Origin of the sequence: Acinetobacter sp. YH12226 (genome assembly GCF_013417805.1) — a bacterium.
GTDB lineage: Bacteria > Pseudomonadota > Gammaproteobacteria > Pseudomonadales > Moraxellaceae > Acinetobacter.
On record NZ_VPDG01000015.1, the window covers coordinates 29,364 to 54,662 of the forward strand.

Consider the following 25,299-nt stretch of genomic DNA (forward strand, 5'->3'; position numbering starts at 1 on the left):
GAGCAAAAAATACGATTTTAAGCTGGATAAAAAGCAAAGTTCATACAAACTTTATCGGGAAAAGCTGAAAACTGTGGCACTTCATAATATAAAGATGAGGTAAATTAATAAAAACAATGGTGGATTTTATAGACCCGGTCTTTATAATCATGCCATTTAGTACTTATCCTTGTGGGATCAAACACGATGACTGACTTAGTTCAGCAGTTGGCAAAAGAACTTGCCGTACGTCCAAATCAAGTTGAGGCTGCCATCAAGCTTATTGATGAAGGTGCCAGTGTTCCTTTTATTGCACGTTACCGTAAAGAAGTAACGCAAGGCTTAGACGATACGCAACTACGTCAACTCGATACGCGTTTATCATACTTGCGTGATTTGTATGAGCGCCGTGAAAAGGTGATTGAATCACTCAAAGAACAAGATAAATTATCTGATGATTTATTGGCGCGTGTGAATGCGGCCGAAACCAAAAATGCATTAGAAGAAATTTACGCGCCGTACCGCCCAAAACGTACCAGTAAATCATTCAAGGCCAAAGAAGCCGGTTTAGGCCCGATTGCCGAAAAAATCTTTAATGAAGCCGTTGATCCAGCTGAAGCTTTGGCGGGCTTTAGCCATGAAGATTATCCAGATACTGAAAGCCAGCTTGATGCGATCCAGCACATCCTGATTGATGACTGGGCACAAAATATCGCACTGACCACTGAACTTAAAGCGACATTTGCAAAAACTGCCGTGCTGAAAAGTTTAGTTGCCAGTGATGAGAAAAAAGAAGTCGGTAAAAAATTCCGTGATTATTTCGATTTCTCTGAAAACTTGAACAAAGTGCCTTCACATCGTTTATTGGCGATGCTGCGTGGCCGTCAGGAAAACGTTTTAGGCCTGAAAGTTGATGGCGAAGATGATGCTCCATTGGCGCGTATTGAAACTGAATACAATCTTGAAACTGTTCAGCCACAAGCTCGTCAGGATTTCTTGAAGCAAACTGCAAAATTGTTCTGGCTCGGTAAACTTCGTCCAACGATTGAACATTCATTGCTGACTGAAAAACGTCTGGCTGCTGAAACAGAAGCGATGAACGTCTTTGCTGAAAACCTGCGTCATTTACTGCTGTCTGCACCTGCAGGCGCACGTACCACTTTGGGCGTGGACCCAGGTATCCGTACTGGTGTGAAACTGGCGGTGGTGAACGAGTCTGGTGATGTACTGGCACATAGTACGATTTATCCATTTGCGCCAAAAGATGATAAAGATGGTTCATTAACTGAACTTGCACGTTTATGCCGCGAGTTCAATGTTGACCTGATCGCGATTGGTAATGGTACTGCAAGCCGTGAAACTGAAGCTTTAGTTGCTGAAATGATGGCTGCGAACAGTGATCTGAAAATGACACGTGTGTCTGTGTCTGAAGCAGGTGCATCTGTATATTCAGCATCTGAACTGGCTTCACAGGAACTTCCAGAGCTGGACGTGTCGATCCGTGGTGCAGTATCGATTGCACGCCGTTTGCAGGATCCATTGGCGGAACTGGTGAAAATCGATCCGAAATCGATTGGTGTGGGTCAGTATCAACATGACGTGAACCAGACCGGTCTGGCGAAAACCTTAGAAGCAGTAGTCGAAGACTGTGTGAACTCGGTGGGTGTGGATGTAAATACTGCATCAGCAGCAATTCTGGGTTATATCGCGGGTCTGAATAAATCGATCGCACAGCAAATTGTGGAATTCCGTAAGGAAAATGGTCGTTTTGACAATCGTCAGTCTTTGAAAAAAGTACCACGTTTAGGCGAGCGTACTTTTGAGCAGGCTGCGGGCTTCTTGCGTATTCAAGATGGTACAGAACCACTGGATGCGTCTGCAGTTCACCCTGAGTCATATGCTTTGGTGAGCAAAATTGTTGAAGCAAAAGCAACGACTGTAAAAGACATCATTGGCAATACTGAAATCATTCGCCAAGTGAATGCAGAAGAATTTGCAGACGAGAAATTTGGTCTGCCGACGATTCAAGACGTATTGGCTGAACTGGAAAAACCGGGCCGTGACCCGCGTCCAGAATTCCGCACTGCTAAATTCCGTGATGACATTACTGAAGTTGCGCAATTGTCTGAAGGCATGCAACTGGAAGGTGTAGTCACTAACGTGACTAACTTCGGTGCATTTGTCGATATGGGCGTGCATCAAGATGGTTTGGTACATATTTCTGAACTTGCCAATGAATTCGTCGCTGATCCGCATAAAGTGGTGAAACCGGGTCAAATCGTACAAGTCCGTGTTTTGAATGTGGATGCTGAACGTAACCGCGTGAATCTGTCGATGCGTCCTGAAGGTTCTGAAGCGCCGGCGAAAGCACCACGTCAGCCACGTCGCGAGAACAATGAGCCACGTGGTGAACGTAAGCCTCAGGGTAAACGTCCACAGCAAGGACGTCCGCAAGGTGATCGCCCTCAGGGTAAGAAACCTCAAGCGGCTAAACCACAAGAGCAAAAAATTGGTGGTTTGGGTGCATTGCTATTGCAAGCAGGGATTAAAGGTTCTAAATAATTTTTAGATATCTTTGATTCAAAAAAACCTCCCGATCGGGAGGTTTTTTATTGGATCATTATGAGTTAATCATCGGAACAATCCAGCTAGTAACAATTAATAAAATACCGAGATGCCCCAGTTTTCGTGTCACATAGACCAGCTTAGACGGTGGCTGTTCCAGTCTTTTTGCATATTCTTCCATGCTAATGCCGGGCTTGCCTTTACTGGTAAATAAAAATACCGCCAGGTCGATACAGATCAGAATCGTGCCGATATCAGCGACCAGTTCCATCAGGACAAAATCCTGGCGATACAGCGACATGCTGACGCTATAAATCAGATAAATGGCAAAGGCCAGACACAGGTATTGCAGGACAACTAAAAACTTCTGCATAAATCTCAACAGTTCACAAAATTAAAGCAATTATACAAATAATCGGGCAGCTGCTGCCAATTACAAGGCTTGCATCACCTCAGCAAAATTCTGCTTCTCGACCAGTTCCAGAAATTCATCGCCCAGACGCTGACTTTCCGCAATACATTGCTTCCACAGCTGAATCCGTTGGGTTTGATCCAAACCTTTTAAGTTAAAGTCTTTACGATCAGGCAAACGACCCAAAGGCAAACTTTGCAGATATTGCTGCGATGGAGAAAGCAGCAAAGTTCGTGCCTGATTTTCTGGATTTGAGGTACGTTTAAATAACTTGTCGAACCAGCCGGGGGTAATGCTATCGGTAAAATGTGGATACAGCACAATGCCTTTGCTCTGAAAGGGCAGGTCAATGTGATAATCAATCAGGCCACCATCGCGATAATAACCCTGCGGTGCATCCGGAATATTGTTCACCGCTGCCATTACCCCGGGAATAGAGGCTGAAGCCATCAGCCAAGACAACACACTCTGTTCGGTCAGTGCATGATAATGCGTGGTAAATCCATCTTCAGCGATTTTAAACTGTTCACCGATATTGGGCTGGCTGATCACACGTTGCATGAAATAACGGCTGTGCCGGCGCGCGACTGCGGTCGTTCCAAGAATTCCAGCCACAGAAGCCAGCAACGGCAATGCCTTGTCACTCTGAAAAATGTGTTGGGCTTTAATTGAAATGACTGCGAGATGATAATCTGGATGATTGACTAGATCGTTTTCTTTGCCTTGTACCAGATCCAGCAGCATGCCACGGCAAACTTCGCTGACATCCTGACGGGTCATTTTTTTATGAAAATAGAGGTTGGTATACAGCTCACCCAAACGTTCGGTTCCCTGTTGAACTCCATGTGCAGCCATACTGGCAAAGCGCCAACTACCAATCGAAGAACCCACCAGAGTTCTACGCTGAGGTGCACGTGGAAAAAACTCACCAAAAATCGCCTGATCCAGTCCTTGGATCCCGATGCCTTTGGGGCCACCTGCAGCACCAGGTACAATATCGACCTGTTCGGGTTGCAAACCTTGTTGCAGAATCAGCTCACGTGCCAGATGGCCAGCACGAATCGTCAGCGCAGGCGCACGTTTTTGTAAAATCTGTACCATGGTTGAACCTATACCAGTCAAATGTGTGCTTATTTTAAGCGATAGGTTTAAAGACCCAATGGCAAGATATGTCCTAAGGTGACTTTGAAGTCATCCTCATCTTTAAGACATAAAAAAGCCTGAGACTATTCAGGCTTTTTGCATATGTAAATCGCTTATTTCGCAATTCGCCAGACGGCAAGCACACTTGCCAACACAATCAGAATCACCGACACAAACCATGGTGAAATAATCGCAATTGCCAGCAGAATGGCCATGACACTGCCGAACATCCAGCTACGCTTTTGCTGATGTTCCATTTGCAGGCGCATACTTTGTAATTCATTGAGCTGTTTGGCATGCCAAGCCGACTGGTTTTTTAAACCGTTTAAGCTGTCGATCATCAGTGTCGGTAAATCCTGCGCCCCTAAAAGCAGATCCGGGATTTTTTGTCCCAGTTCTTTCAGGTTCTTTTGCGGATTCATCTGGGCCTTGATCCAGTCGGTCAGGATCGGTTTGGCCAGACTCCAGATATCCAGTTCAGGATATAGGTCGGTTCCCAAACCTTCGACATGCACCAAAGTTTTTAGCAGCAGCATCAATTGAGGGGGAATTTCGAGATGGAAACGACGAGCGATATCCATCACTTCAATCAGAATGCCGGCAAAATCCAGTTCATGCATCGGTTTTGAGACCATTGGCCCCACACTGCGGCGCATTTCACGAGCCAAAGCATCCTGATCAGTCCCCGGTGGAATCCAGCCAGCCTGATGCACCACCTGAATCAGCTGCATAAAGTCACTGTTCATGACCGCCAGTAGCATGCGTGCTACGGTCATCTGGTCGTGTTTGGACAGCTCGCCCATAATCGCGCAGTCCAGCGCAATAAAACGCGGATTGGCTGGATTGATGGTTTCTACAAAGACATTTCCCGGATGCATGTCAGCATGGAAGAAGTTATCGCGGAAGACCTGAGTAAAGAAGATGGTTAGACCTTTACGCGCCAGATCGGCACGATCCATGCCCAACCGGTCAAAGGTCGCAATATCTGAAATCGGCACCCCAGTAATGCGCTCGGCCACCAGCACGTCTTTGCTGTCCATGTAAATTTCCGGCACATACATCATGCTCGAGCCGGTAAAGTGATGGCGCATACGGCGGGTATTGTCTGCTTCCAGCGTCAGATCCAGCTCATTCAGAATAATCTGGCGGTAATCCTGAATGATTTCCGACAGGTGCAATGCGCGGGCAGCTTCCAGACGTTTTTCCAAAAATTGACCGAGCCATTCCAGAATTTCAAAATCCTGCAAAATCTGCTGACGAATATTCGGGCGGGTGACTTTAACCACCACTTCACGGCCATCATGCAAGGCAGCCGTATGCACCTGAGCAATCGAAGCTGCAGCCAGTGGCTGGGTATCGAAACGCGCGAATAGGGTATTTACATCAGCTTTCAGGGATTCCTGAATGCGCATCTTGGCTACGTCATTATCAAACGGCTTGACCCGGTCTTGTAGCAAGACCAGTTGCTGTAAAACTTCAGGTGGAATCAGGTCACGACGGGTTGAGAGAAGCTGACCGAGCTTGATTGCCAACGGTCCCATTTCTTCTAAAGCCAGTTTCAGCTTGAGCGGATTTTTACGTTCACGACTGGACCAGGCAGCCGGATGCATCCGGATGAGGGACAGCACATGCCGGGATTTTTCTGGTAATTCTTCCGCAGGAAACAACGTGTCGAGTCGATAGTGCGCGGCGATGCGCCAAAGTTCGAGTAAACGTGAAACATGCGGAATCATAAAGCTGTGTACCTAGTCTTGAGTAGAATTGTTTGAGGCATCAATTTGAGCCTGAAGCTGATGGATTTTTGCTTCAACCCGATCTAAATTTTGATTCAGGATACGGGTGTCCTGATTCAGGTCATCCATTTGCCAGCGGGGGGCAAACAGACCGCTGTCTTCTTTTAAGGCATCTTCGGCAAAAAATAATTGACTTTGCAGGGTGCGTTTTAGCTGCTTGGGCAGCAGTTGCAATTTACCAATTTCATGCGCCAGTGTCGGGCCAATCCAGGGGCTTAAGTGCGCCGCCAGATCTAATTCTGCCTGTTGCATGATGCGCTGGATTTCCTGCAATAACTTGTAGTCGCCTTGCAATGGAATATTGCCGACTTCATCGGAAAGCAGCAGCTTGAGTAATTCCACCACATTGCTGACCTGCAAGGTTGCGGTCGCTTCAAGGACTGTCGCGGAACTTGCGTCAAATGGACGTTGTTCAAAGACCGAAGGTGTTTCGGTATGACCGGTTGCCGTTGGTTCCAGACGAACTTTGCTTTCATCAAAAAAAACATCGACCGAAAGCTGCGGCGAGGCGATCACCACCCGCAGCATCTTACCGGACAGAGCATTCAGCTGGATGCGGGTAATGGCATCCAGATCAATGATATGATGAATCACGCGTTCAACAGCACCGAGTGCCAGAATTGACCACATAGGCAAGGAACCTTAAAGTTTGAAACCGCGGTGAACCGCAACAATCCCGCCAGTCAGGTTGTGATAGTCACAATTCTGGAAGCCGGCATTTTCCATCATGCCTTTCAGGGTGCGCTGGTCCGGATGCATACGGATCGATTCAGCCAGGTATTTATAGCTTTCTGCATCATTGGCAATGATTTTACCCATGATTGGCAATGCTGTGAACGAATACAGGTCATATAGTTTAGAGAATGGCTCAAACACTGGTTTAGAAAATTCTAGCACTAGTAAACGGCCACCTGGCTTGAGTACACGGTACATCGCAGCAAGGGCAGCATCTTTATCGGTCACGTTACGTAGACCAAAAGAAATCGTTAAAAGATCGAAGCTGTTGTCTGCAAATGGTTCTAAGGTTTCGGCATTGGCCAGAACGAAATCGACATTGGTACAGCCCGCATCAATCAGACGGTCACGACCGACATTCAGCATGGATTCGTTAATATCAGACAGTACCACATGACCCGTCGGGCCCACTTCGCGGCTAAAGACTTTAGCCAAGTCGCCGGTGCCGCCCGCGATATCCAGCACATGCTGGCCACGGCGTACACCTGACATATTGATCGCAAAACGTTTCCACAGGCGATGAATACCAAAAGACATCAGGTCGTTCATGATGTCGTATTTGCTCGCTACAGAGTGGAACACTTCTGCGACTTTCTGGGCTTTCTCTTCGCTGTTGACAGTTTGATAGCCGAAGTGTGTGGTTGAGCCGACGTTGCCCGTATTGGCACCGCGTGGCAGATTATATTTAGGTACAGTACCCGTCACAGGCGTGTCAGTCAGGCGTTGTTCTAAAGATTGTTGCTGACCTTGCGGGGTGCCTTGTGGAAGGGGTTCAGTTAAGAATGGGCTCACTTTGTCTGTCTGTTGTGCCGACTCGGGGGTAGGGGTAGGCGTTATATTTTCATTCGACATTGGAGTCACTCCTAACATATCAATCGGGTTAATCTTGCATTGTCTGCATCATGACAGATTCTAAAGGCTTATTCAGCAATCATGATGCAATTGTTATGAATAATATACAGAAAAATTCACGCTTGGCAGAAATACTCATCGGGTATTTACTGAAACGGTAGCGGATCACCAGAATGTACTTTATCGATAATCTGGCGTTCGGTGGCAGTGAACGTGCGTACAAATTTTTCTGCCGATTTAAGTGGCTTCATGGCCAGGAAACCATCCTGCATAAATTCATACATCACCTGAAAGTTATATTTATTCGCCGCGCCTTTACACATTTTAAAGGCTGTATAGACTACAAATGAACGCATGTATTTATCCAGACTCATGCCGAGCTGATCCAGTAGAGCCAGCTGTTTCAAGCGTGCTTCACCCTGATCCAGTTTGAGATAGGTCAGGCGCATCATCTCGTCAGTCAACGGTTCATGCGGATGATAATCCTGTAATAACTGAATCGCGACCTGTTCATCCAGCTGTACCGCCAGAATAGCCAGCTCTACACCTGAAGTGCCGGTTTTAATGGCATTTTCCGGAATAACTTTTTCTGCTTTATGCGCATATTTCATCAGCCGGGCAATCTGTTCTGCCAGCGCATCAAAGTCAGCGCCGCCGTAGAGACGGTTCAGGAAATACTCGGACATCAACAGGTTTTGTTTTTCAGCAAAATGGGCGCGATGGGTGCGCTGCATGCGGACTTTCTGCCAGGCTTGCACATCCTCTAAACGGTTTAGAATGTCAGGCCGGGTGTGATAAGCCAGTTGATAATAATGCGCTAACAGATCATCGAGTACGGCAAGTTTGGACATGAGGCTTCAATTATGATTGGAGGATGCAAGAATCTTAGAGGCTGCCGGACAATCCTGCTATGACAAATTGAACAGAGATCGGGCATTTGTATGTCAATCTGTTGTTTAAATAGCCAATTTAATCGTGTGAAAAACGTTGCCAGAGCTATTTTTGCGCTGAAACTCCTCGCTATACTGCAGACAGAATAAAAGATCAGGGTTGAAGATGCGTATGGAACAACCACAATTTCAGTTAATGGATGAAGATCAGCTGTCTGTCGAGCTGATTGATGCCCAATATAATTTAAAAAAGACCCGGGGCCAGAAAAATGCCAAAAGTCTGGTGATTCTGGTGAATGGCATTGAACTGGCCGGCAAGGGTGAAGCGGTTAAACAGTTACGTGAATGGGTCGATCCGCGCTATTTGCGTGTGAAAGCCGATAAGCCTCAGCTAGCCGGCCCGAAGCAGACCTTGTGGCAACCTTATGCACGTTTTATTCCTGCCGAAGGCCAGATCATGTTGCTGTTTGGTAACTGGTACAGTGATCTGCTTGGCAGTGCCATGCAAGCTGAAAGCCCGCTGAGTGATGCACAGTTTGATGAATATCTGCAAGAGATGCAGGCCTTTGAACAGGACCTGAAAAATAACCATGTCGATGTGATCAAGGTCTGGTTTGACCTGTCCTGGAAAGTCTTGCAAAAACGTCTGGATGCCATGGATCCGAGTGAAACTCACTGGCATCAACTGCATGGTCTGGACTGGCGCAATCGCAAAGAATATGACACCTTGCAGCGCCTGCGTCAGCGCTTTACCGAGGACTGGTTCATGATTGATGGCGAAGATGAGCAGCAGCGCGACCAGCAATTTGCCCAGTATATCCTGAGTGCCTTGAAACATTGTCCGGATCATCCTGCCAGAGCCAAGGGAAGATGGAAACAGGCCAAGATTCCCGAGCAGTTAAAAGATCCTTCCAAGACTCAAGCCCAGCCAGAAGATTACAAACCGGAACTAAAAAAATTAACCGCGAAGGTCGCCAAAGCCATGCGTTCCGATTCGCGTAATGTGGTGATTCTGTTTGAAGGTATGGATGCTGCCGGCAAGGGCGGCGCAATCAAGCGAATTGTCAAAAAACTCGATCCACGTGAATATGAAATTCATACCATTGCTGCACCAGAAAGATTTGAGCTGAGCCGTCCCTATTTATGGCGCTTCTGGACCAAGCTGCAAACTGATGATGATATCTGTATTTTTGACCGTTCCTGGTATGGGCGGGTATTGGTAGAACGGGTAGAAGGATTGGCCAGTGCGGTGGAATGGCAGCGTGCTTATGATGAAATTAACCGTTTTGAACAGAGTCTGGTCAAGCATCAAACAGTGATTGTGAAAATCTGGCTGGCAATCTCCAAAGACGAACAGGCAGCACGTTTCAAGGCGCGTGAAGATACACCGCATAAGCGTTTTAAAATTACTGAAGAAGACTGGCGTAACCGGGAGCGCTGGGACGATTATCTGAAAGCGGCAGCCGATATGTTTGAGCATACTTCGACCGAGGAAGCGCCCTGGCATATTATTGCGACCGATGATAAGAATACCGCGCGGGTCGACGTGTTAAAGGCTATTTTAAAACAGCTTCAGGCAGAATAATCTGCCTGAAGTAGAGGATTTTAAAAAGTTTAAAAATATTCAGCTTAAATAGTATTAACCTTGGGCGACCTGTTTTTGCTGGATACTTTTAGCCGTGCGATAGCAGTCTTGCACATGAGCATCGGCAATTTTTTTCATGACAAAATAACCCAGACTTGCGGCCACCAGCTGACCACCTAGTGGAATGAATTTTGTGACTTGCTTTATCAGCACTTTCGCTGCAACATTGTTCAAAGATTTTTTAACTGCCGTGCGTGCGACCACCAGGCCGGAAAATTCTACGCCACGTTTACGCAGCTCCTGCCAGTGAATCTGACGGGTTTTCGGATCGTAGACACTGATCTGCTCAGGGGACAGACCGAAGCGGGCATTGATCTCGGGAATCAATTGCGACAAGATACCGACATCAATGACCACGTCCATAAAAGGTACCGGAATCACCGCGGCGCCAGCAGAATAGTAGGCGCGTTTTTTGGTGAGTTCCAGGCATTCGTCGCGGATTTGTTCTAAATCTAGGCTCGGATCGAGACGTTCAGGAATTTTATCTAATTTCATGGGCACTACCTAAGCTCTATGTTGTTTTTTTCTATTCAAGCATCTTTAAGATGCTTTTTTCAAAGAAATTTTTCGACTGAAGTGTGGTTTTAAAGTGTCATAGAGCGCTCGGGATGTATAGTAAATAATCTTTATCGTTTTGTAGTAAAAACCACATTCAGCAGTTCAGGGGAACCAATGGCCATCCATGTTATTCAGAGTCAACGTATTGATGTGCTTTTGGATAGTATGCTACGTATTGTCAACCAGACTGCCCGAAATCCGTTTGAGGTGCTACAAACCCGGCACTTTATTGTGCCATCTCCGGCAGTAGAAACTTGGCTGACCCAGAAAATTGCCGAGAAAAAAGGCATTAGTGCCAATACCCAGTTTCATCACCGGATTCGCGCCTTTCAATGGACCTCTTATCAATGGGTATTGAATGCGCCTAAAGAAGTGGAACAGGTGCGTGAGGCCAATATTCCGCGCATTATCATCAAATGGCGGGTATTTCAGGCGCTGCGAAAATGCATTCTGCCTGAACAGATTACTTTAGATGTAGACCATCCGCTGTATTCCATTGTGAAACGGATTTATGACAGTGCCGACCGGCTGGAGCAGGGCACAGAAAAACAGCTAAAAAAACAGAGCATGCTGTACTGGGTAGCGGAGCAGGTGTCACGTTTGTTCAGTCATTATATGGATTATCGTGGTTATTGCGCACGGAATTGTCCACCGCAAAGTTGCAGCTGCCCGACCAACTGGCTAGAAGCATGGGGGCAGGATATTGCGCTCGATATCGAACAGATGCTCTATAGCCCCAAAGATGAAAATGGCCATGAGATGCAGGTGGCCGATTTCGTCAAGACTCAGGCGCGTGAGCTGGAAGCCTGGCAGCGCTGGTTGTGGCAGCATGTATTTCAGGATGACTATGCCAAAATTCTGGAAATTGAACGCCTGTATTGGGAACGACTGGAAAATGAAGAGACTCGAGCCCAAGCGCTGAAACGACTGCCGGCACAGATTGTGGTGTTTAGCCTGCTGGAACTGCCACCGAGCCAGCTGGATTTTTTACGCCGTCTGGGTCAGTACATAGATATTTATATCTTTCATTTTAATCCCTCGCAGGAATACTGGGCCGACAGTGTCGATCCGGACTGGAAAGCCAGATTTGATTTGCAGCGGGAAGAGCGTTTTATTCAGCGCTTTGAAAAAACTCGTCAACGTAAGCCGAATGATGAGGAAATAAAAGATTTCAGGATCAAGCAACTGAACTTTAATGCCGAAGACCGGGAATCCCGGCATCCGCTCCTGACCCGGTTTGGCAAGCAGGCGCGTGATCATTTCTCTTTACTCTCCAAACTGTCTTCGGGGGAAGAAGGTCTCTGGGCTGATGTCTTTGTCGATGAATATCAGGATAAACTACTCGCGAAAATCCAGTCAGATATCCTGTATTTATTAGAACCTGAACAGCATCAATATGCTTTAAGCCCTGACGATGATTCGGTACAGATTCATGTCTGCCATTCTTCATTACGTCAGCTGGAAGTCCTCAAAGAACAGCTGATTCACTGGCTGGCTCAAGGCAATGAAGAAGCGCCGCGTCAGCCCAGTGATATTCTGGTGTTGACGCCAAGTCTGAAAGAACTCGAACCGGCAATTCGCAGTGTCTTTGCGCCACCACCGCGTGAGCGTGAGATCGGCAGTAAACGCCTGCAGAAAGATAACCTGTATTTACCGATCCAGATTGCCGGGGTGTCGCGTCTGGATGTCAGCAATGCCTGGCGCGCGGTACTGGGCCGGATTCAGTGGGTACGGCGCCGTTTCAGTATTGAGGACTTTGCCGACTGGCTTAGCCTGAATGCGACCCAGCAACGTTATGGTCTGGACTATAGTCAGGTAGAACGGATGTTGCAGTTGCTGACAGATGCTGGCTTCAAGCGTGGACTGGACCAGCAGCATTTACAGCAAAGCCTCAGTGTAGGTGATGAGGATTACCGTTTTAGCTTTAAATTCGCGCTGGACCGTCTGGCGTTGGGTCTGGCGATTCCTGAACATACCCTGTTTCAGGATACCTTGAGTTATGCCAAGGTTCTGACCAGTGATTTTCCGCTGATTTCGACCCTGATCCGGATTTATCAGGATCTGGTGCAGCGTCGTGACTGGCTGACTTTGCATGAAACTGGGCAACGCACGCCGGTAAAAACCTGGCTGGAATATCTGCGCACCGACCTGAACGAGTTCCGTGATGCTGGTGTGGAATCGCTCAAAAACGTTGCCGAGATTATCGACAAGCAAATGCGGATGCTGACCCTGGCCGATTATCATGATCAGGATGATCCACATGCCAGTCAGGAACTGGTGGCACTGAGTTTGCCTCTGCCTTATGTGCTGGAAGAAATTCAGAATACCTTGGAGATGCAGCTGGATCAGGCCGAACCGACCGGGCAGATTACCTTTAGCCAGATTGGCCAGATCCGGCCATTGCCTTATAAACTGGTGGTGATGCTGAATCTGGATAGCGGTAAATTTCCGAGCCGTAATCAACAGGTTCCGTTTGACCTGATGCGCAGCCTGAAGCCGCAACTCGGTGACCGTTCCCGTCTGGATGACGAGCAGGGCGCTTTTCTGGATGCCTTGCTGCTGGCACAGGAAAATCTATGGCTGTTCTATAATGGCTTTGATCTGGAGGATGGTGAGGCTCGCGATCCATCCACTGCCTTGCAGGAACTGGTTCAGCATATCGCGCTGATCTGCCAGTCTGAACAGCCGGATGCCGAAATCGATCCGATGGTGGATATTCATGGTCTGTCAGTCGCTCAACATATTCGGCAGCTTTATCATGTGCATCCCTTGCAGCCTTTTGATCCGGCCGGATTCGCAGATATGCAGACACCGCGCTATCAGGATCAGTGGTTTGCGGTAGCAGAGTATATTCGTAGTGCCGAAGGCAAGCGCAGCAGCTGGATCAATGCACATTATCCGGCATTGGAACAAAAAGAAATCCGGGTACTCAAAGGCGATGAATGGATCCGCGATATGATTTTCCCGGCACGTCTATTCCTGAAAAGTGTCGGGGTTTCCACGATTCGCTATGCCGATTTGCCGAGTTCCCGGGAACCCTTATTATTGAACAAGCTGGAACAGTATCAGGTGCGGGATTTCCTGTTACAACAAGAGCAGGAGATTGAGCCAAACCTGATGCTAGACCGTTTGCCGGTGGGCAAAACCCAGCAAGCCACCTGGCTGGGCAGCCAGCAGGAACAGCAGTTATTGCAAGAACGTTTGCTACAGTTGGGCAAAGAACTGACGCCAGTCACCCAACAATCCCTGCAGTTCAGTCCTGAACTGATCATTCATATAAACGTGCCTCAGGTTCCACACAGCAGCTACTGGCTGAGTATGCAATCCTCTTCGGCCTCGGAAAAACGCCGTGCCCAGATCTGGCTGGAGTATCTGCTATGGCTGGCTTACTTGAATGACGATGCACGCTCACCAGAACTGGAGCGCATTGTCATTTTCAGTAATAAAACCCTGAAGTTTTCTGGCTTGAGTTCGAGCAAGGCACATGAGTATTTGCAGCTCTGGTTAAAGGCCTGGAAAATTGGTCAACAGCAGCCGCTGGTCTTGCCGGCAGAATTACTGATGAAAAAAGAGTGGCAGTGGGCCGAGAATGAACAGGGTAAAATGACCATTGTGGAAATGCAGGAATTGTTGGAAGCCTGGAACAACAGTTATAGTCCTAAAACAGCTAAGCCATTGACTTCGAATGAATCTAGTGTCTTGCATCAGGATTGGCAATTTATTTTGCAAGATCAGGATCCGGATCTGGCCTTGCAAAACTGCTGTCATGATTTTGCCCATGGCCTGTATGCACCAATTCATCAACATCTGGAATGGGTGAAATAGCCGTATGACTTTCTTAAAGCAGCAGACGCAAACAGCCATTTCTACCAATCCGATTCAGGACATGAAGTTTCGGGGCCTACACTGGATTGAAGCCTCGGCAGGCACCGGCAAGACCTATACGCTATCCAGTCTGATGGTGCGGATTTTTCTGGACCAGTATTATCCGCATCAGGTGATTGCGACGACATTTACCCGTAAGGCCACGGCTGAACTGAAAAACCGGGTACGGCTTCGCGTCGAGGAAACGCTGGCTTATATCCAGCGTCATCAGCAGCTCAATTCACTTGAAATCGCAGCAAAAATCCAGAATGAAACCGATCCTTTATTTCAGCAGGTACTGAAAGATTATGGTTCACGGCTGGATTATGCCCGTCGCCGTTTACGTCTGGTGCTAAACCAGCTGGATGAACTGTTTGTCGGCACCCTGGACAGCTTTAGCCAGAAACTGTTACGTGAATTTGCCTTTGAAAGTGGCAAGATTGAACGTGCAGAACTGACCGAAGATCAGGATCTGTATATTCAGCAGCTGATTCATGATGTGCTGCGTGACTGGATTCAGCAGCAGCCGCAATATATGGTCAATCATCTGTATGTTCAAAATCTGCTGAAACCGGTGGAGCATTATACCGGGCTGGTGCGTGATGCCCTGAATTTCAGCAAGCAGAATTTCCGCAAGATCGAACTGGCTGAATGTGACCTGAACAAATTGGAAGCCTGTATTAGCCAATTATTAAATATTCAGGAGCATGATCTTGCCGTGATGCGGCGTTATTGTCAGGAAAGTCCGAAGTATTTTCACAAGAGTTTTTTGACCAAGTTAACCGAAATTTGTGAAAACTTTATGACCTGGAGCGCAGCCCTGAAAACTCAAGGAACAATGAGTTTCTTTGATGCTGAATTGCAGCCGATTATACTGAATCTGTGCCATTTGCGCCGCAAGAAAACCGATTTCCAGCCGACCACTCAGGTCTTTAACAAAAGCTGTCCGGATGCAGAGCAACAGCTGATTTTGCAACATAGTCTGATCGTGGCAATTGATGCGCTGTGCGAGGTCAAACAGTATCTGGATGAGCAGCTGCAACAGCTTACGACCTATCTGGAATTTCATATTATTCAAAGTGTGCAGACCCGTTTGCCGCAAACCTTACAGCAGCAGGGTGAAACCACTTTTTCCCAGCAAATCCGTACATTGGCGGAAGCATTGCAAGGCCAGCAGGGACAGCGTTTTGCCCAGTTTGTGCAGGCACGTTATCCGCTGATTCTGGTCGATGAATTTCAGGACACCAATCAGGATCAGGATGATCTGCTGGCCAAGATCTGGCGTGATGCCAACCGGGTGCAGTCCGGTTGCATGATTATGGTCGGTGATCCGAAACAGGCAATTTACGGTTTCCGCGGCGGCGACATGCTGACTTATAACAAGGCACACGCTGACGTACGCCACAAGCAGGGTCATGAATATACCCTGATGCAGAACCATCGTTCAGTCAAACCGCTCGTAGAAGTGGTTGATGCACTGTTCCAGCGGCAAATGGATTTTGGCGAACAGGTGCAGTACACCTTGATTCAGGCCGGTAGTCGCCCGCATCCAGATCTGGTCGATATGGGCAGGATCAACCCGCAGCCTTTACGATGGATTCAGCTAGGTGAATCGGACCTGGAGGCAGACCAGGTGGCCTGGAAAATCCGTGCGTTGCTGAATCAGTCCGTCCAGCAACAATTGTACTTTCAGCAGCAGGAGCATCAGCAAAACCTGAGTGCAGATGATATTGCGGTGTTGGGATTTGGACATTATGCGCTGGAACAGGTGAAGCAACGCCTGCAGCGTATGAGCATTCCCTGCTATAAAGAATCCAAACAGAGCGTGTTCGCCAGTCCAATCGCTCAGGATGTCGCAGCCGTATTGACGGCGATTATGGATCCTTTCAATGAGGCCAAGGTCAAGCGGGCTTTACTAACCCGTCTGCTGGGCTTCAATCTGAAAAAACTGATTGATTTGCAAAGCCAGAGTGAAGGCCTCAGTCGCTATATTGCGGATCTGGATATAATTCGGGAAATGTGGTTTGAGAAAGGCTTTTTGACCGCCTGGAATTATGCACTGAACCTGTTTCAGGTCTGGACCAATCTGGTGGCCAGTCAAAGTCTGGACAATGAGCGGGTGGTGGTCAATCTGCGCCATCTGACCGAGATGCTGAGCCAGCAGAGTGAATATTATCAGGGGGCGCAAAAACTCTATCACTGGTATTTGCGCCAGCTTCAGTCACCTTCAGGCAAGGACAGCGAAAAAGAACGCAAGCTGTCTGGGGATCATGGGGTGCAGCTGATGACCATTCATGCCTCCAAAGGGCTGGAATTTAAAGTGGTGTTTTTATTGGGAGCAGGTGCTGCTTTTGATGTGAATAAAGGCAATCTGAATTTTTCCCTGTCTGCGCCTGAACAGGACAACATCCTGGAACAATCCCGGGTGATTGCAGTCAATCACAAGAATTTGCATGAGCAGGCGATTCTGCAAAATGCAGCGCGTAATGCTGCCGAAAACCACCGGCTCTGGTATGTGGCGCTGACCCGTGCCAGTCACCGAGTATATGCCATGCTGCAGGATCAAAACGCACAGTCCGATTCGGGGCTGGCCTTCTGGCGTGGTCAGGGAGATCAACTGTTTCAACATGCTTTAAGTCTGGTCGAGCCGCCTCTGTCTCAGGAGCCACCGCGCCTGGTCGAGCAGTCGAACCATCATCAGGTCGACATGCGGGCGCAACCTTTGCCAGAGCGGCAGTTTTATCCGCGAACCAAAACCAGTTTTACGGCTTTGTCACAGCATCAGCTACATGGACATATCTTGCAGGACGATCTGGTCACGGCTTATGAACAGCCCGACAGTGCTGCCGATGAAATTCATTTTACCGGTCTGGAAGAACAGCCAGCAGCTGTGCCCCTAGACTGGATTAGGCTGAATTTTCCTAAAGGCACCGTAGCCGGAACATTCTTGCACAGCATTTTTGAACATATTGATTTTCAGGACAGCAGTTACTGGAATCTGGAAATCCGGCGCCGTTTTAAAAATACCGCACCGCAAATCTGGCAGGAACTGAAAGAAAAATTTGAACAGACTTTTCATATACGTAGTGTACTGGAACAGGCCTTTTCCCTGCATTATCAGGCTGCTGTGGTGAATCTGCGAACCCTGTTTCAGGCCACAGCTCAGGCAGATTTCAAAGCCGAGGAATTGCGTCATAGTATGCAGCGCGTATTGTCTAGCCTGAACTATAAGTTATTGACCGGAATTCGCCTGCATGATCACAGTGAAGCTTATCGCCAGCAATGGCAGCAGCTGTTTCACTCGGCACAACAGCTCGAGCGTTCAGCTCTGTTGGAATTTTTAAATCAGTTTCAGGTGTATTTCGATGGGCTGGCGGATGACTCCTTTATCCAGTTTTTTGAACAGGAAGTGGCCCAGCTCACACGCTCTGCAAGCACTGAATCGCTGAATGTGGACAGTATTTTCCAGACTGCTTTTGAGGGGTTTCTGGACGAAATTACAGAAGATATTTTGCTGAACCTGATGCATGACTGGGTACATGACATTCTGGCCACTCCGATCCAGGCAGATTTTGCCTTGGCACAGCTGGAGGCTAAACAGTATCTTTCAGAATTCCCTTTTTATCTGTCCTTGACCGATGCCCCTTTGCAGATTCGGCAAATCCATCAGCTTTTTCTCGAACATGACATGATCATGAGCGATTTTAATGAGGCCAAATCGGCGCGGTATTTGACCGGTTCCATCGATCTGGTGTATTTCGATGGCCAGCGCTACCAGATTGCCGATTATAAAAGTAACTTCCTCGGACCTGATCAGCAGCACTATAGTGCTGAGGCGATTCAGCAGAATATGAGCCAGTCCAGTTACTGGTTGCAGGCCGCTCTGTATCTGGTGGCGCTGCATCGTTATCTGAGTGCCAATATGCAGGGTTATTCGATTCAGCAGCACTTGGGCGGCGCAACCTATCTGTATTTGCGCGGGATGAATGGACAGGTGCAGCAAGGAGTCTATCATTGGCAACCGGACTCTGAATTCATAGAAAAACTGGATCAAATATTGGGCTATTTTGAGCAGAAAAAATCAGCTTGATTTTGCAGTTTTATAAAATATATAGAGATTAAACAGAAAATTATCCTGTGGATAACTTTGAGGATAACTGTGTGGAAAATGAGCAGAATCACGTGTCACAGCAAGACTCCAATTTAATGGCTTGGATTGACTATCTGTGTCAGCCGCCGTTTAGTACGGCTACATTTGATCCGGCAGCAAAAATCTTGATCGAGCAATTGCTTGAAGCGATGCAGGCGGGGGATAGCTGTATCGAAGTTGATCCTCGGCAGGTTGTCTTATTACACAATCTGGTTCTAGACCGCCGTCAGCAAAGTACAGGAATTGCGCCGTTTATTTTTGCAGATCAGCATTTATATTTGTACCGCTACTGGCAGCTAGAGCAGGAGGTAGCCGCACATATTGCACGAATTAAAACCCAGCCGGTTGCCGCCATTGATTTATCTGAACGTGATCGCAGCCTATTGTCAGATCCACAGCAGCAAAAAGCCCTGCATATGGTGGCGCAGCAAGCCTTAAGCATTATTACCGGCGGTCCGGGGACTGGTAAAACCTATACGCTGGCACATATGATTGCGGTGCTATATGAAGCCTTGCCGCATATACGGATCGCTATGGCAGCGCCTACGGGAAAGGCTGCACAGCGAATGAAAGAAGCACTGCAAAAAGCCCTGCACAGTGAAGCGTTACAACAGTTTGAGCTAGAAGCATTAAAACAGTTGCAACCGGTGACCCTGCATCGCTTACTAGGTTTGGGTACTCGCGGACAGCCACGCTTTCATGCCAAACAGCCTTTGCCCTATGATGTGATCGTGGTCGATGAAGCCTCGATGCTGGATTTGAATCTGTCCCAGATGTTGCTGGCCGCCATACCGCCTCATGCACGGCTGATTTTACTCGGTGATGCAGACCAGCTGGCCTCTGTGGATGTCGGAACGGTACTGGCAGATTTACAGAAAGTGGCGACTCTGGAGGAAAACCGGGTCAATTTAATCACCACGCGACGTTTTGCGGCTGGAGCCAAAATTGGAGCAATGGCGGAGTTTATCCAGCAGAATCATGAGCCTTCTCACGTCTTGCAGAAATTTGAGCAGCAGATTGTGGCAGCCAGTGAGTTACAGGCGATCGATTTGGATCAGGTGAAGATCGACCAGTTGCAGTTACAATACCTGCTCGCTGGTGCCGAACAGACCGCGCATAATTTGAATCAGTATTATGACCAGCTGATGTATGGTTATCAGGCTTATGTACAGGCCATAAAAACAGAACGAAACTCAGCTGATTTTGAACACTATGTGCAACAGGTGGTCAAAACTTTTGATGATTACCGTATTTTAACGGCAATCCGTTCTGGTGATCTGGGGTTGCTCAAGATCAATCTACAGATTGAACAACGTTTTTTAGCAGCCCAAGGTCAGTTGAAACAGGGCGACTGGTATGTCGGACGACCCGTCATGATGAGCTATAACGACTATCAGTTGGGCCTGTCCAATGGTGATATTGGTATCTGTTTTTTACGTGAGCAATCTGGTCAACGTCAGTTTGAAGTGTATTTCCCGAGTCTGGAAAAATGGGTATTAGCCACCCGTTTACCTAAAAGTATTGAAACCGCTTTTGCGCTGACCATTCATAAATCTCAAGGTTCAGAATTTTCCCATACGGCAGTGGTGCTGGATCAATATGCAAAAAATTTATTGAGCAAAGAGTTGATTTATACTGCAATTACTCGAGCCAAAAAAGTGGTCAGTTTATTGGTAGATTATGATGCTTTTACACAAGCACTTTGTGTTAAAACTACCCGGAAAAGTGGTTTGAGCCAAAAAATCATTGAACAATCTAGTAATTTAATTGGCAAAAATAATCAAATCTTGTAGGTAAAAGCTTACAAGGATTCAGGAAATTGACGCATAGAGCTTTTGCTCGGTTTTTGAGAAGATTGGTTCTACAAAATAACTCAACACGGAAAGTTGAGCATAATCGCATAATGATAATAATAATGTCGGTAGACAGCGAACTTACAGTGAAGTAAGTGAAAGAGGAAACTTACAGCCGCTAAGCCTTGTAGTTTTGGGAGAGACTACAAGGCTTTTTTATATTCTGATTTTTTATAGGAAGCTTGCTGGATTTTTATCCTAATTTCTTAGCAAAAATTTTCAGCCCTAGCCAGTAAACTTAAGTAAATAGCGTTAAATAAAACGAGAGCTATGTAACATTATGCAAATTTTCACCCTGTGATGTACGAAATGGCTTACAGCAAAATGAGGCAAATACCTCTAGTTGTCTGGTGGGAATATGGCAAAATCTACCACACAAGGAAGATGATTTTTCAACAGGATGTTTGAAAATAATAATAAGCGTAAAACGCCATAATAATACAATAAATAATAATGATAAGAGAAAGAACTACAGCGCCAAAAAGCCCGAGTTTACTCGGGCTTTTTTTTATCCATTTTCTATGGGGAGTAGCTGAAGATTCAAGCGAGCTAAAGGGTTTGCGGGCTTTTCAAAGGAGTTTCTATATTTAATTTATTCTGGATTTATTTCATTAAAATAATGCAAAACCTGAATCTTTAAGGAACAAGAGTCATCGGATCTGAGCTGTATCAATGAGCAACCAAAACCATGCAAAAATCTGGATCTATTTTTGCAATTTGATGCGTTTTCCCTTAAAATATGCAACTTGCTGTAGTGATGCACGGCAGTCAAGGTTTTGAATTCTCATCACTTTGATTTTTATCAAAATATACAAGCATCTCGGAGAAATCGAATGGCTTTAACTAACGCAGATCGCGCAGAGATCATGGCTAAATTCGCTCGCGCTGAAAACGACACTGGTTCACCAGAAGTTCAAGTAGCTCTTTTAACTGCTCAAATCAATGACTTACAAGGTCACTTCAAAGAGCACAAACACGACCACCATAGCCGTCGCGGTCTAATCCGTATGGTTAACCAACGTCGTAAACTACTTGACTACCTTAACGGTAAAGACCACGGTCGTTATGTAGCATTGATCGGTGCTTTAGGTTTACGTCGTTAATTCGATTTAAACTTTATTTTCGGGTGTATTGCATGCTTTGTGCTGTATTACTGAAAACTAAAGTCGGCTTAGCTTTGCGCTGAGCCAGTGGAAGGGGCGAATGTTTCGCTCCTTCTTTGTGTTTAAAAATAGTATTTAATCTGGTGAGGTCGGCTTCTAAGCTTTGTCATTTACTCGTCCATATGGTCATGAATGCCAAACCTTAGGGGTCTCCACTAGAATAATTGTTCACAAGAACTAGGAAAAAATAAAACATGTCAATGTTTAATATTATTCGTAAAGAATTCCAATTCGGTCAGCACAACGTTATCCTGGAAACAGGTCGTGTTGCCCGTCAGGCAAATACTGTTGTGATCACCATGGGCGGCGTACAAGTACTTGTTGCTGTTGTGGCACAGCCTAAAGCAAAAGCAGGTCAAGACTTCTTCCCATTGACTGTAAACTATCAAGAAAAGCAATATGCTGCTGGTCGTATCCCGGGTGGTTATGGCAAGCGTGAAGGCCGTCAGTCTGAAGCTGAAACTTTGATTTCACGTCTGATTGACCGTCCAATTCGTCCGTTGTTCCCAGAAGGTTACTTTAACGAAATTCAAGTTACAGCTACTGTTATTTCTTCTGACAAAACCATGGATGCTGACATTGCTGCAATGTTAGGTACTTCAGCTGCATTGTCTATCGCTGGTACACCTTTCCGTGGTCCGATTGGTGGCGCGCGCGTTGGTTTAATCAACGGTGAATACATCCTGAACCCAAACCTTGAACAACTTAAAGAGTCTGATCTTGATCTTGTTGTTGCGGGTACGGAAACTGCAGTATTGATGGTTGAATCTGAAGCGAAAGAGCTTTCAGAAGACCAAATGCTGGGCGCTGTATTGTTCGGTCATGACGAAATGCAAATTGCGATCCAGGCGATCAAAGAATTTGCTGCAGCTGCAGGCGCGGTTGAGTCAACTTGGGTTGCTCCAGTTAAAAACGAAGAACTTCTTGGTAAATTGAAAGAAGCATTCGAAGCGAAAATCTCTGAAGCTTACACGATTGCAGTGAAACAAGACCGTTATGCGGCACTTGACGCGCTTTATGCAGAAGCAGTGGCACAGTTCGTTCCTGAAAATGACGAAACTGGCATTGCAGAAGAAGTAAATGAGCTGTTCGAAGACCTTAAATACCGTACCGTACGTGACAACATCCTGTCTGGTAAGCCACGTATCGATGGTCGTGATACCAAAACTGTTCGTGCAATCGACGTACAAGTAGGCGTATTGGATCGTGCTCACGGTTCTGCATTGTTCACACGTGGTGAAACTCAGGCCTTGGTCACAACGACTTTGGGTAATACACGTGATGCGTTGATGGTGGATACCCTTGCAGGTACCAAAACTGACAACTTCATGTTGCATTACAACTTCCCTGCATACTCTGTAGGTGAAACGGGTCGTGAATCTGGTCCTAAACGTCGTGAAATCGGTCATGGTCGTCTGGCACGTCGTGGTGTTCAGGCTGTACTTCCTGCGGCTGACCGCTTCCCGTACGTGATCCGTATCGTATCTGACATCACTGAATCTAACGGTTCGTCTTCAATGGCGTCTGTATGTGGTGCTTCATTATCATTGATGGATGCTGGTGTTCCACTGAAAGCACCAGTTGCGGGTATCGCGATGGGTCTTGTGAAAGAAGGCGAGCGTTTCGCAGTTCTTTCTGACATCTTGGGTGATGAAGATCACTTGGGCGACATGGACTTTAAAGTAGCGGGTTCTGCAAACGGTATTACTGCGCTACAAATGGACATCAAGATCGAAGGCATCACTGAAGAGATCATGGAATCTGCATTGAACCAGGCTTATGCGGGTCGTATGCACATCTTGAATGAGATGAACCAGGTGATTTCACGTGCGCGTCCTGAAATTTCGATGCACGCACCGACCTTCCAGGTGATCAACATCAACCCGGATAAAATCCGTGATGTGATCGGTAAAGGCGGCGCGACCATTCGTGCAATTACTGAAGAAACTAAAGCGGCGATTGATATCGAAGATAACGGTACAGTTCGCGTATTTGGTGAAACTAAAGCGGCTGCGCAAGCTGCAGTTGCCAAGATTCAGGCACTTACGGCTGAAATCGAGCCAGGTACAATTTATACAGGTAAAGTGATTCGTATTGTTGAATTCGGTGCGTTCGTAAATATCCTGCCAGGTACTGATGGCTTACTTCACATCTCTCAAATCTCAAACGAACGCATTGCGAACGTGGCAGATGTATTGAAAGAAGGTCAGGAAGTAAAAGTACAGGTTGCGGATGTTGATAACCGTGGCCGTATTAAATTAACGATGAAAGACATCGAACAAGTTTAATTCTTAAAAATATTCACATGGGAAAACTCATGTGAATAACAATAAAAAAGCCCTGAGCTTGATCAAAGTGTTTATTTTGGCTGGCTCAGGGCTTTTTTTATGCTTCAGTATTGGTCTGAATGTGGTGTTCAGTTGATCTCAGGTTAAGGGATCTGATTCAGAGCTTTTTAACAAACGATAAATTTCATCTTTTAATTTCAGTTTTTTACGCTTGATCGCCTCAATATCATTGTTGATATGATTGACTGGATCAAGTTCAAGCTGGCTGATTTCTTTGTCCAACTCGTTATGTTCCTCGAATAACTTGGCAAAATAGGGATTTTCCTCGCGAAGTTGCACAATCAAGTCGCGGTATTCGGGAAACATGTATTTGATTTTCTTATTGCAATCTTTGGTTTTCATAGGGATTCTTATACTCTAATCATAAAATTAAATATAAATATGTTCTGATCTGCACTGAAAAATGCAGATCGACAGAACATGAAAAGGATTTACTTGAAGTGCAAATGTTTGACCTCGCGGCGTAACTCCTGCACTTCATCAATGAGGTCCAGCATCATGGCAACGGCGCTAAATGAGGCATCAAAATCGCGTTGCAGGCGATAGGCGCGTTGTGCACGCGAGATATCTTCACCGAGGAAAGTGCTGGTCGGGGTTGTAGAACGATTTGGTAAAATTCCATGTTCAATTAACTGCATGACCCATTCCGGGCTTTGTCCACAGGCTTCTGCAAAGTGGATCAAGTCAAATGAACGATCGTCCATAATTTCTGAGGGGGTATAACCGTGGGAAAAACTTTCTTGGTACTGAATCGTAGTCATGGGTCTACTCCTTAAACAGCCAAGTGTGCAAAATCCGGAGAAAGGGAAGGTGCTAAAATAGAACGCTTTCCAATCCTTGGACATGCAGACTCAGAGTGATGACTCAAATGATCATGAGTGAAGAGTCGGGATGTGCCAGTAGTTGATGGATCAGTCGGTCTGACCGGATATCTATCAGCAGCATGCGAGGCAAAGAAGGTTAAAGCTGAAGTTGTTTTTATAATTTTATGTGTTATCGACAAAGCGTATTCAATCACTTTCCTGTGTTGAATAGAGGGCGCCATATCAGGGCTGCAAAGCAGACCAGAGGGCAAAATTGAACGAGGCTGAAGATTGATCATCATAAGTGGATAAAAAATAACCGTCTTCGATCCATTATTATGACTTTGCCTGCTCCAAAACAGTTTTTATTTGTACCTTATTGTTTCAAATCATGACAAAGAAAAAAGCCCCTGATATAGGTAATGCCAGTCAGTTAAGCAAAAAAAGTTAAAATGCTGTAAAAAGAGCGTATGTAAATACGCTCTTTTTTTATGAATTTATCTCAGAATCTAGATTTAACATTAAAACAAACCCTACCTTCACTTT

16 protein-coding genes are annotated in these 25,299 nt (G+C 46.4%); 7 read left to right on the forward strand and 9 right to left on the reverse strand.

What is annotated here, in order from left to right; translation table 11 throughout:
• Positions 1-186 precede the first annotated feature (186 nt).
• Positions 187-2,541, forward strand: coding sequence for a Tex family protein (locus FTV08_RS12885; RefSeq protein WP_180087448.1), 2,355 nt, complete (start codon positions 187-189; stop codon positions 2,539-2,541).
• A gap of 58 nt (positions 2,542-2,599) precedes the next feature.
• On the opposite strand, the gene FTV08_RS12890 is transcribed toward FTV08_RS12885, so the two are convergent.
• The 6 genes from FTV08_RS12890 to FTV08_RS12915 form a co-directional block, all read right to left on the reverse strand.
• Positions 2,600-2,917 (reverse strand): hypothetical protein, encoded by a 318-nt coding sequence (locus tag FTV08_RS12890; protein WP_180087449.1) that lies wholly within the window; start codon positions 2,915-2,917, stop codon positions 2,600-2,602.
• Positions 2,918-2,977: 60 nt separating this feature from the next.
• The gene (locus FTV08_RS12895) at positions 2,978-4,057 is read right to left on the reverse strand and encodes a patatin-like phospholipase family protein (protein ID WP_044111761.1); all 1,080 of its coding nucleotides are present in this window, start codon (positions 4,055-4,057) and stop codon (positions 2,978-2,980) included.
• A 155-nt stretch (positions 4,058-4,212) separates the two neighbouring features.
• Positions 4,213-5,832 (reverse strand): AarF/ABC1/UbiB kinase family protein, encoded by a 1,620-nt coding sequence (locus tag FTV08_RS12900; protein WP_004729335.1) that lies wholly within the window; start codon positions 5,830-5,832, stop codon positions 4,213-4,215.
• Positions 5,833-5,844: 12 nt separating this feature from the next.
• Entirely contained in the window at positions 5,845-6,522 is a 678-nt protein-coding gene (locus FTV08_RS12905; RefSeq protein ID WP_180087450.1) for an SCP2 domain-containing protein, read from the reverse strand.
• Between the two features lie 12 nt (positions 6,523-6,534).
• Positions 6,535-7,479, reverse strand: a complete 945-nt coding sequence (gene ubiE / locus FTV08_RS12910; protein ID WP_180087451.1) for a bifunctional demethylmenaquinone methyltransferase/2-methoxy-6-polyprenyl-1,4-benzoquinol methylase UbiE — start codon at positions 7,477-7,479, stop codon at positions 6,535-6,537.
• Positions 7,480-7,625: 146 nt separating this feature from the next.
• Positions 7,626-8,330: a hypothetical protein gene (locus FTV08_RS12915; protein ID WP_180087452.1), complete on the reverse strand. Its 705-nt coding sequence runs from the start codon at positions 8,328-8,330 to the stop codon at positions 7,626-7,628.
• 205 nt (positions 8,331-8,535) lie between these two features.
• Between FTV08_RS12915 and FTV08_RS12920 the strand changes: the two genes are divergently transcribed.
• Positions 8,536-9,954 (forward strand): phosphate--AMP phosphotransferase, encoded by a 1,419-nt coding sequence (locus tag FTV08_RS12920; protein WP_180087453.1) that lies wholly within the window; start codon positions 8,536-8,538, stop codon positions 9,952-9,954.
• A gap of 54 nt (positions 9,955-10,008) precedes the next feature.
• Here FTV08_RS12920 and FTV08_RS12925 read toward each other — a convergent pair whose 3' ends face one another.
• Entirely contained in the window at positions 10,009-10,509 is a 501-nt protein-coding gene (locus tag FTV08_RS12925; protein ID WP_180087454.1) for a hypothetical protein, read from the reverse strand.
• 177 nt (positions 10,510-10,686) lie between these two features.
• On the opposite strand from FTV08_RS12925, the gene FTV08_RS12930 reads away from it, so the two are divergent.
• The 5 genes from FTV08_RS12930 to pnp all read left to right on the forward strand — a co-directional run bounded on the left by FTV08_RS12930 (position 10,687) and on the right by pnp (position 23,890).
• Positions 10,687-14,397, forward strand: coding sequence for an exodeoxyribonuclease V subunit gamma (locus tag FTV08_RS12930; RefSeq protein WP_180087455.1), 3,711 nt, complete (start codon positions 10,687-10,689; stop codon positions 14,395-14,397).
• 4 nt (positions 14,398-14,401) lie between these two features.
• The gene (locus tag FTV08_RS12935) at positions 14,402-18,526 is read left to right on the forward strand and encodes a UvrD-helicase domain-containing protein (protein ID WP_180087456.1); all 4,125 of its coding nucleotides are present in this window, start codon (positions 14,402-14,404) and stop codon (positions 18,524-18,526) included.
• 71 nt (positions 18,527-18,597) lie between these two features.
• Complete coding sequence (gene recD / locus FTV08_RS12940) at positions 18,598-20,379, forward strand: exodeoxyribonuclease V subunit alpha (protein ID WP_180087458.1); 1,782 nt, start codon at positions 18,598-18,600, stop codon at positions 20,377-20,379.
• A gap of 893 nt (positions 20,380-21,272) precedes the next feature.
• Positions 21,273-21,542: a 30S ribosomal protein S15 gene (gene rpsO, locus FTV08_RS12945; RefSeq protein WP_004278577.1), complete on the forward strand. Its 270-nt coding sequence runs from the start codon at positions 21,273-21,275 to the stop codon at positions 21,540-21,542.
• A 260-nt stretch (positions 21,543-21,802) separates the two neighbouring features.
• Entirely contained in the window at positions 21,803-23,890 is a 2,088-nt protein-coding gene (pnp, locus tag FTV08_RS12950) for a polyribonucleotide nucleotidyltransferase (RefSeq protein ID WP_171054287.1), read from the forward strand.
• A 138-nt stretch (positions 23,891-24,028) separates the two neighbouring features.
• Here pnp and FTV08_RS12955 read toward each other — a convergent pair whose 3' ends face one another.
• Positions 24,029-24,292 carry a YdcH family protein gene (locus tag FTV08_RS12955; protein ID WP_180087457.1) on the reverse strand — a complete coding sequence of 88 codons (264 nt, stop codon included), beginning with the start codon at positions 24,290-24,292 and terminating at the stop codon, positions 24,029-24,031.
• A gap of 89 nt (positions 24,293-24,381) precedes the next feature.
• On the reverse strand, positions 24,382-24,711 hold the full coding sequence (locus tag FTV08_RS12960; RefSeq protein WP_004278573.1) for a chaperone modulator CbpM: 330 nt from the start codon (positions 24,709-24,711) through the stop codon (positions 24,382-24,384).
• Positions 24,712-25,299: the final 588 nt, after the last annotated feature.

Bases quoted from the DNA above. Each gene is read 5' to 3' on its own strand.
- FTV08_RS12885 (WP_180087448.1), top strand. From the start codon at position 187: ATGACTGACTTAGTTCAGCAGTTGGCAAAAGAACTTGCCGTACGTCCA.
- FTV08_RS12890 (WP_180087449.1), bottom strand. From the start codon at position 2,917: ATGCAGAAGTTTTTAGTTGTCCTGCAATACCTGTGTCTGGCCTTTGCC.
- FTV08_RS12895 (WP_044111761.1), bottom strand. From the start codon at position 4,057: ATGGTACAGATTTTACAAAAACGTGCGCCTGCGCTGACGATTCGTGCT.
- FTV08_RS12900 (WP_004729335.1), bottom strand. From the start codon at position 5,832: ATGATTCCGCATGTTTCACGTTTACTCGAACTTTGGCGCATCGCCGCG.
- FTV08_RS12905 (WP_180087450.1), bottom strand. From the start codon at position 6,522: ATGTGGTCAATTCTGGCACTCGGTGCTGTTGAACGCGTGATTCATCAT.
- ubiE (WP_180087451.1), bottom strand. From the start codon at position 7,479: ATGTCGAATGAAAATATAACGCCTACCCCTACCCCCGAGTCGGCACAA.
- FTV08_RS12915 (WP_180087452.1), bottom strand. From the start codon at position 8,330: ATGTCCAAACTTGCCGTACTCGATGATCTGTTAGCGCATTATTATCAA.
- FTV08_RS12920 (WP_180087453.1), top strand. From the start codon at position 8,536: ATGCGTATGGAACAACCACAATTTCAGTTAATGGATGAAGATCAGCTG.
- FTV08_RS12925 (WP_180087454.1), bottom strand. From the start codon at position 10,509: ATGAAATTAGATAAAATTCCTGAACGTCTCGATCCGAGCCTAGATTTA.
- FTV08_RS12930 (WP_180087455.1), top strand. From the start codon at position 10,687: ATGGCCATCCATGTTATTCAGAGTCAACGTATTGATGTGCTTTTGGAT.
- FTV08_RS12935 (WP_180087456.1), top strand. From the start codon at position 14,402: ATGACTTTCTTAAAGCAGCAGACGCAAACAGCCATTTCTACCAATCCG.
- rpsO (WP_004278577.1), top strand. From the start codon at position 21,273: ATGGCTTTAACTAACGCAGATCGCGCAGAGATCATGGCTAAATTCGCT.
- pnp (WP_171054287.1), top strand. From the start codon at position 21,803: ATGTTTAATATTATTCGTAAAGAATTCCAATTCGGTCAGCACAACGTT.
- FTV08_RS12955 (WP_180087457.1), bottom strand. From the start codon at position 24,292: ATGAAAACCAAAGATTGCAATAAGAAAATCAAATACATGTTTCCCGAA.
- FTV08_RS12960 (WP_004278573.1), bottom strand. From the start codon at position 24,711: ATGACTACGATTCAGTACCAAGAAAGTTTTTCCCACGGTTATACCCCC.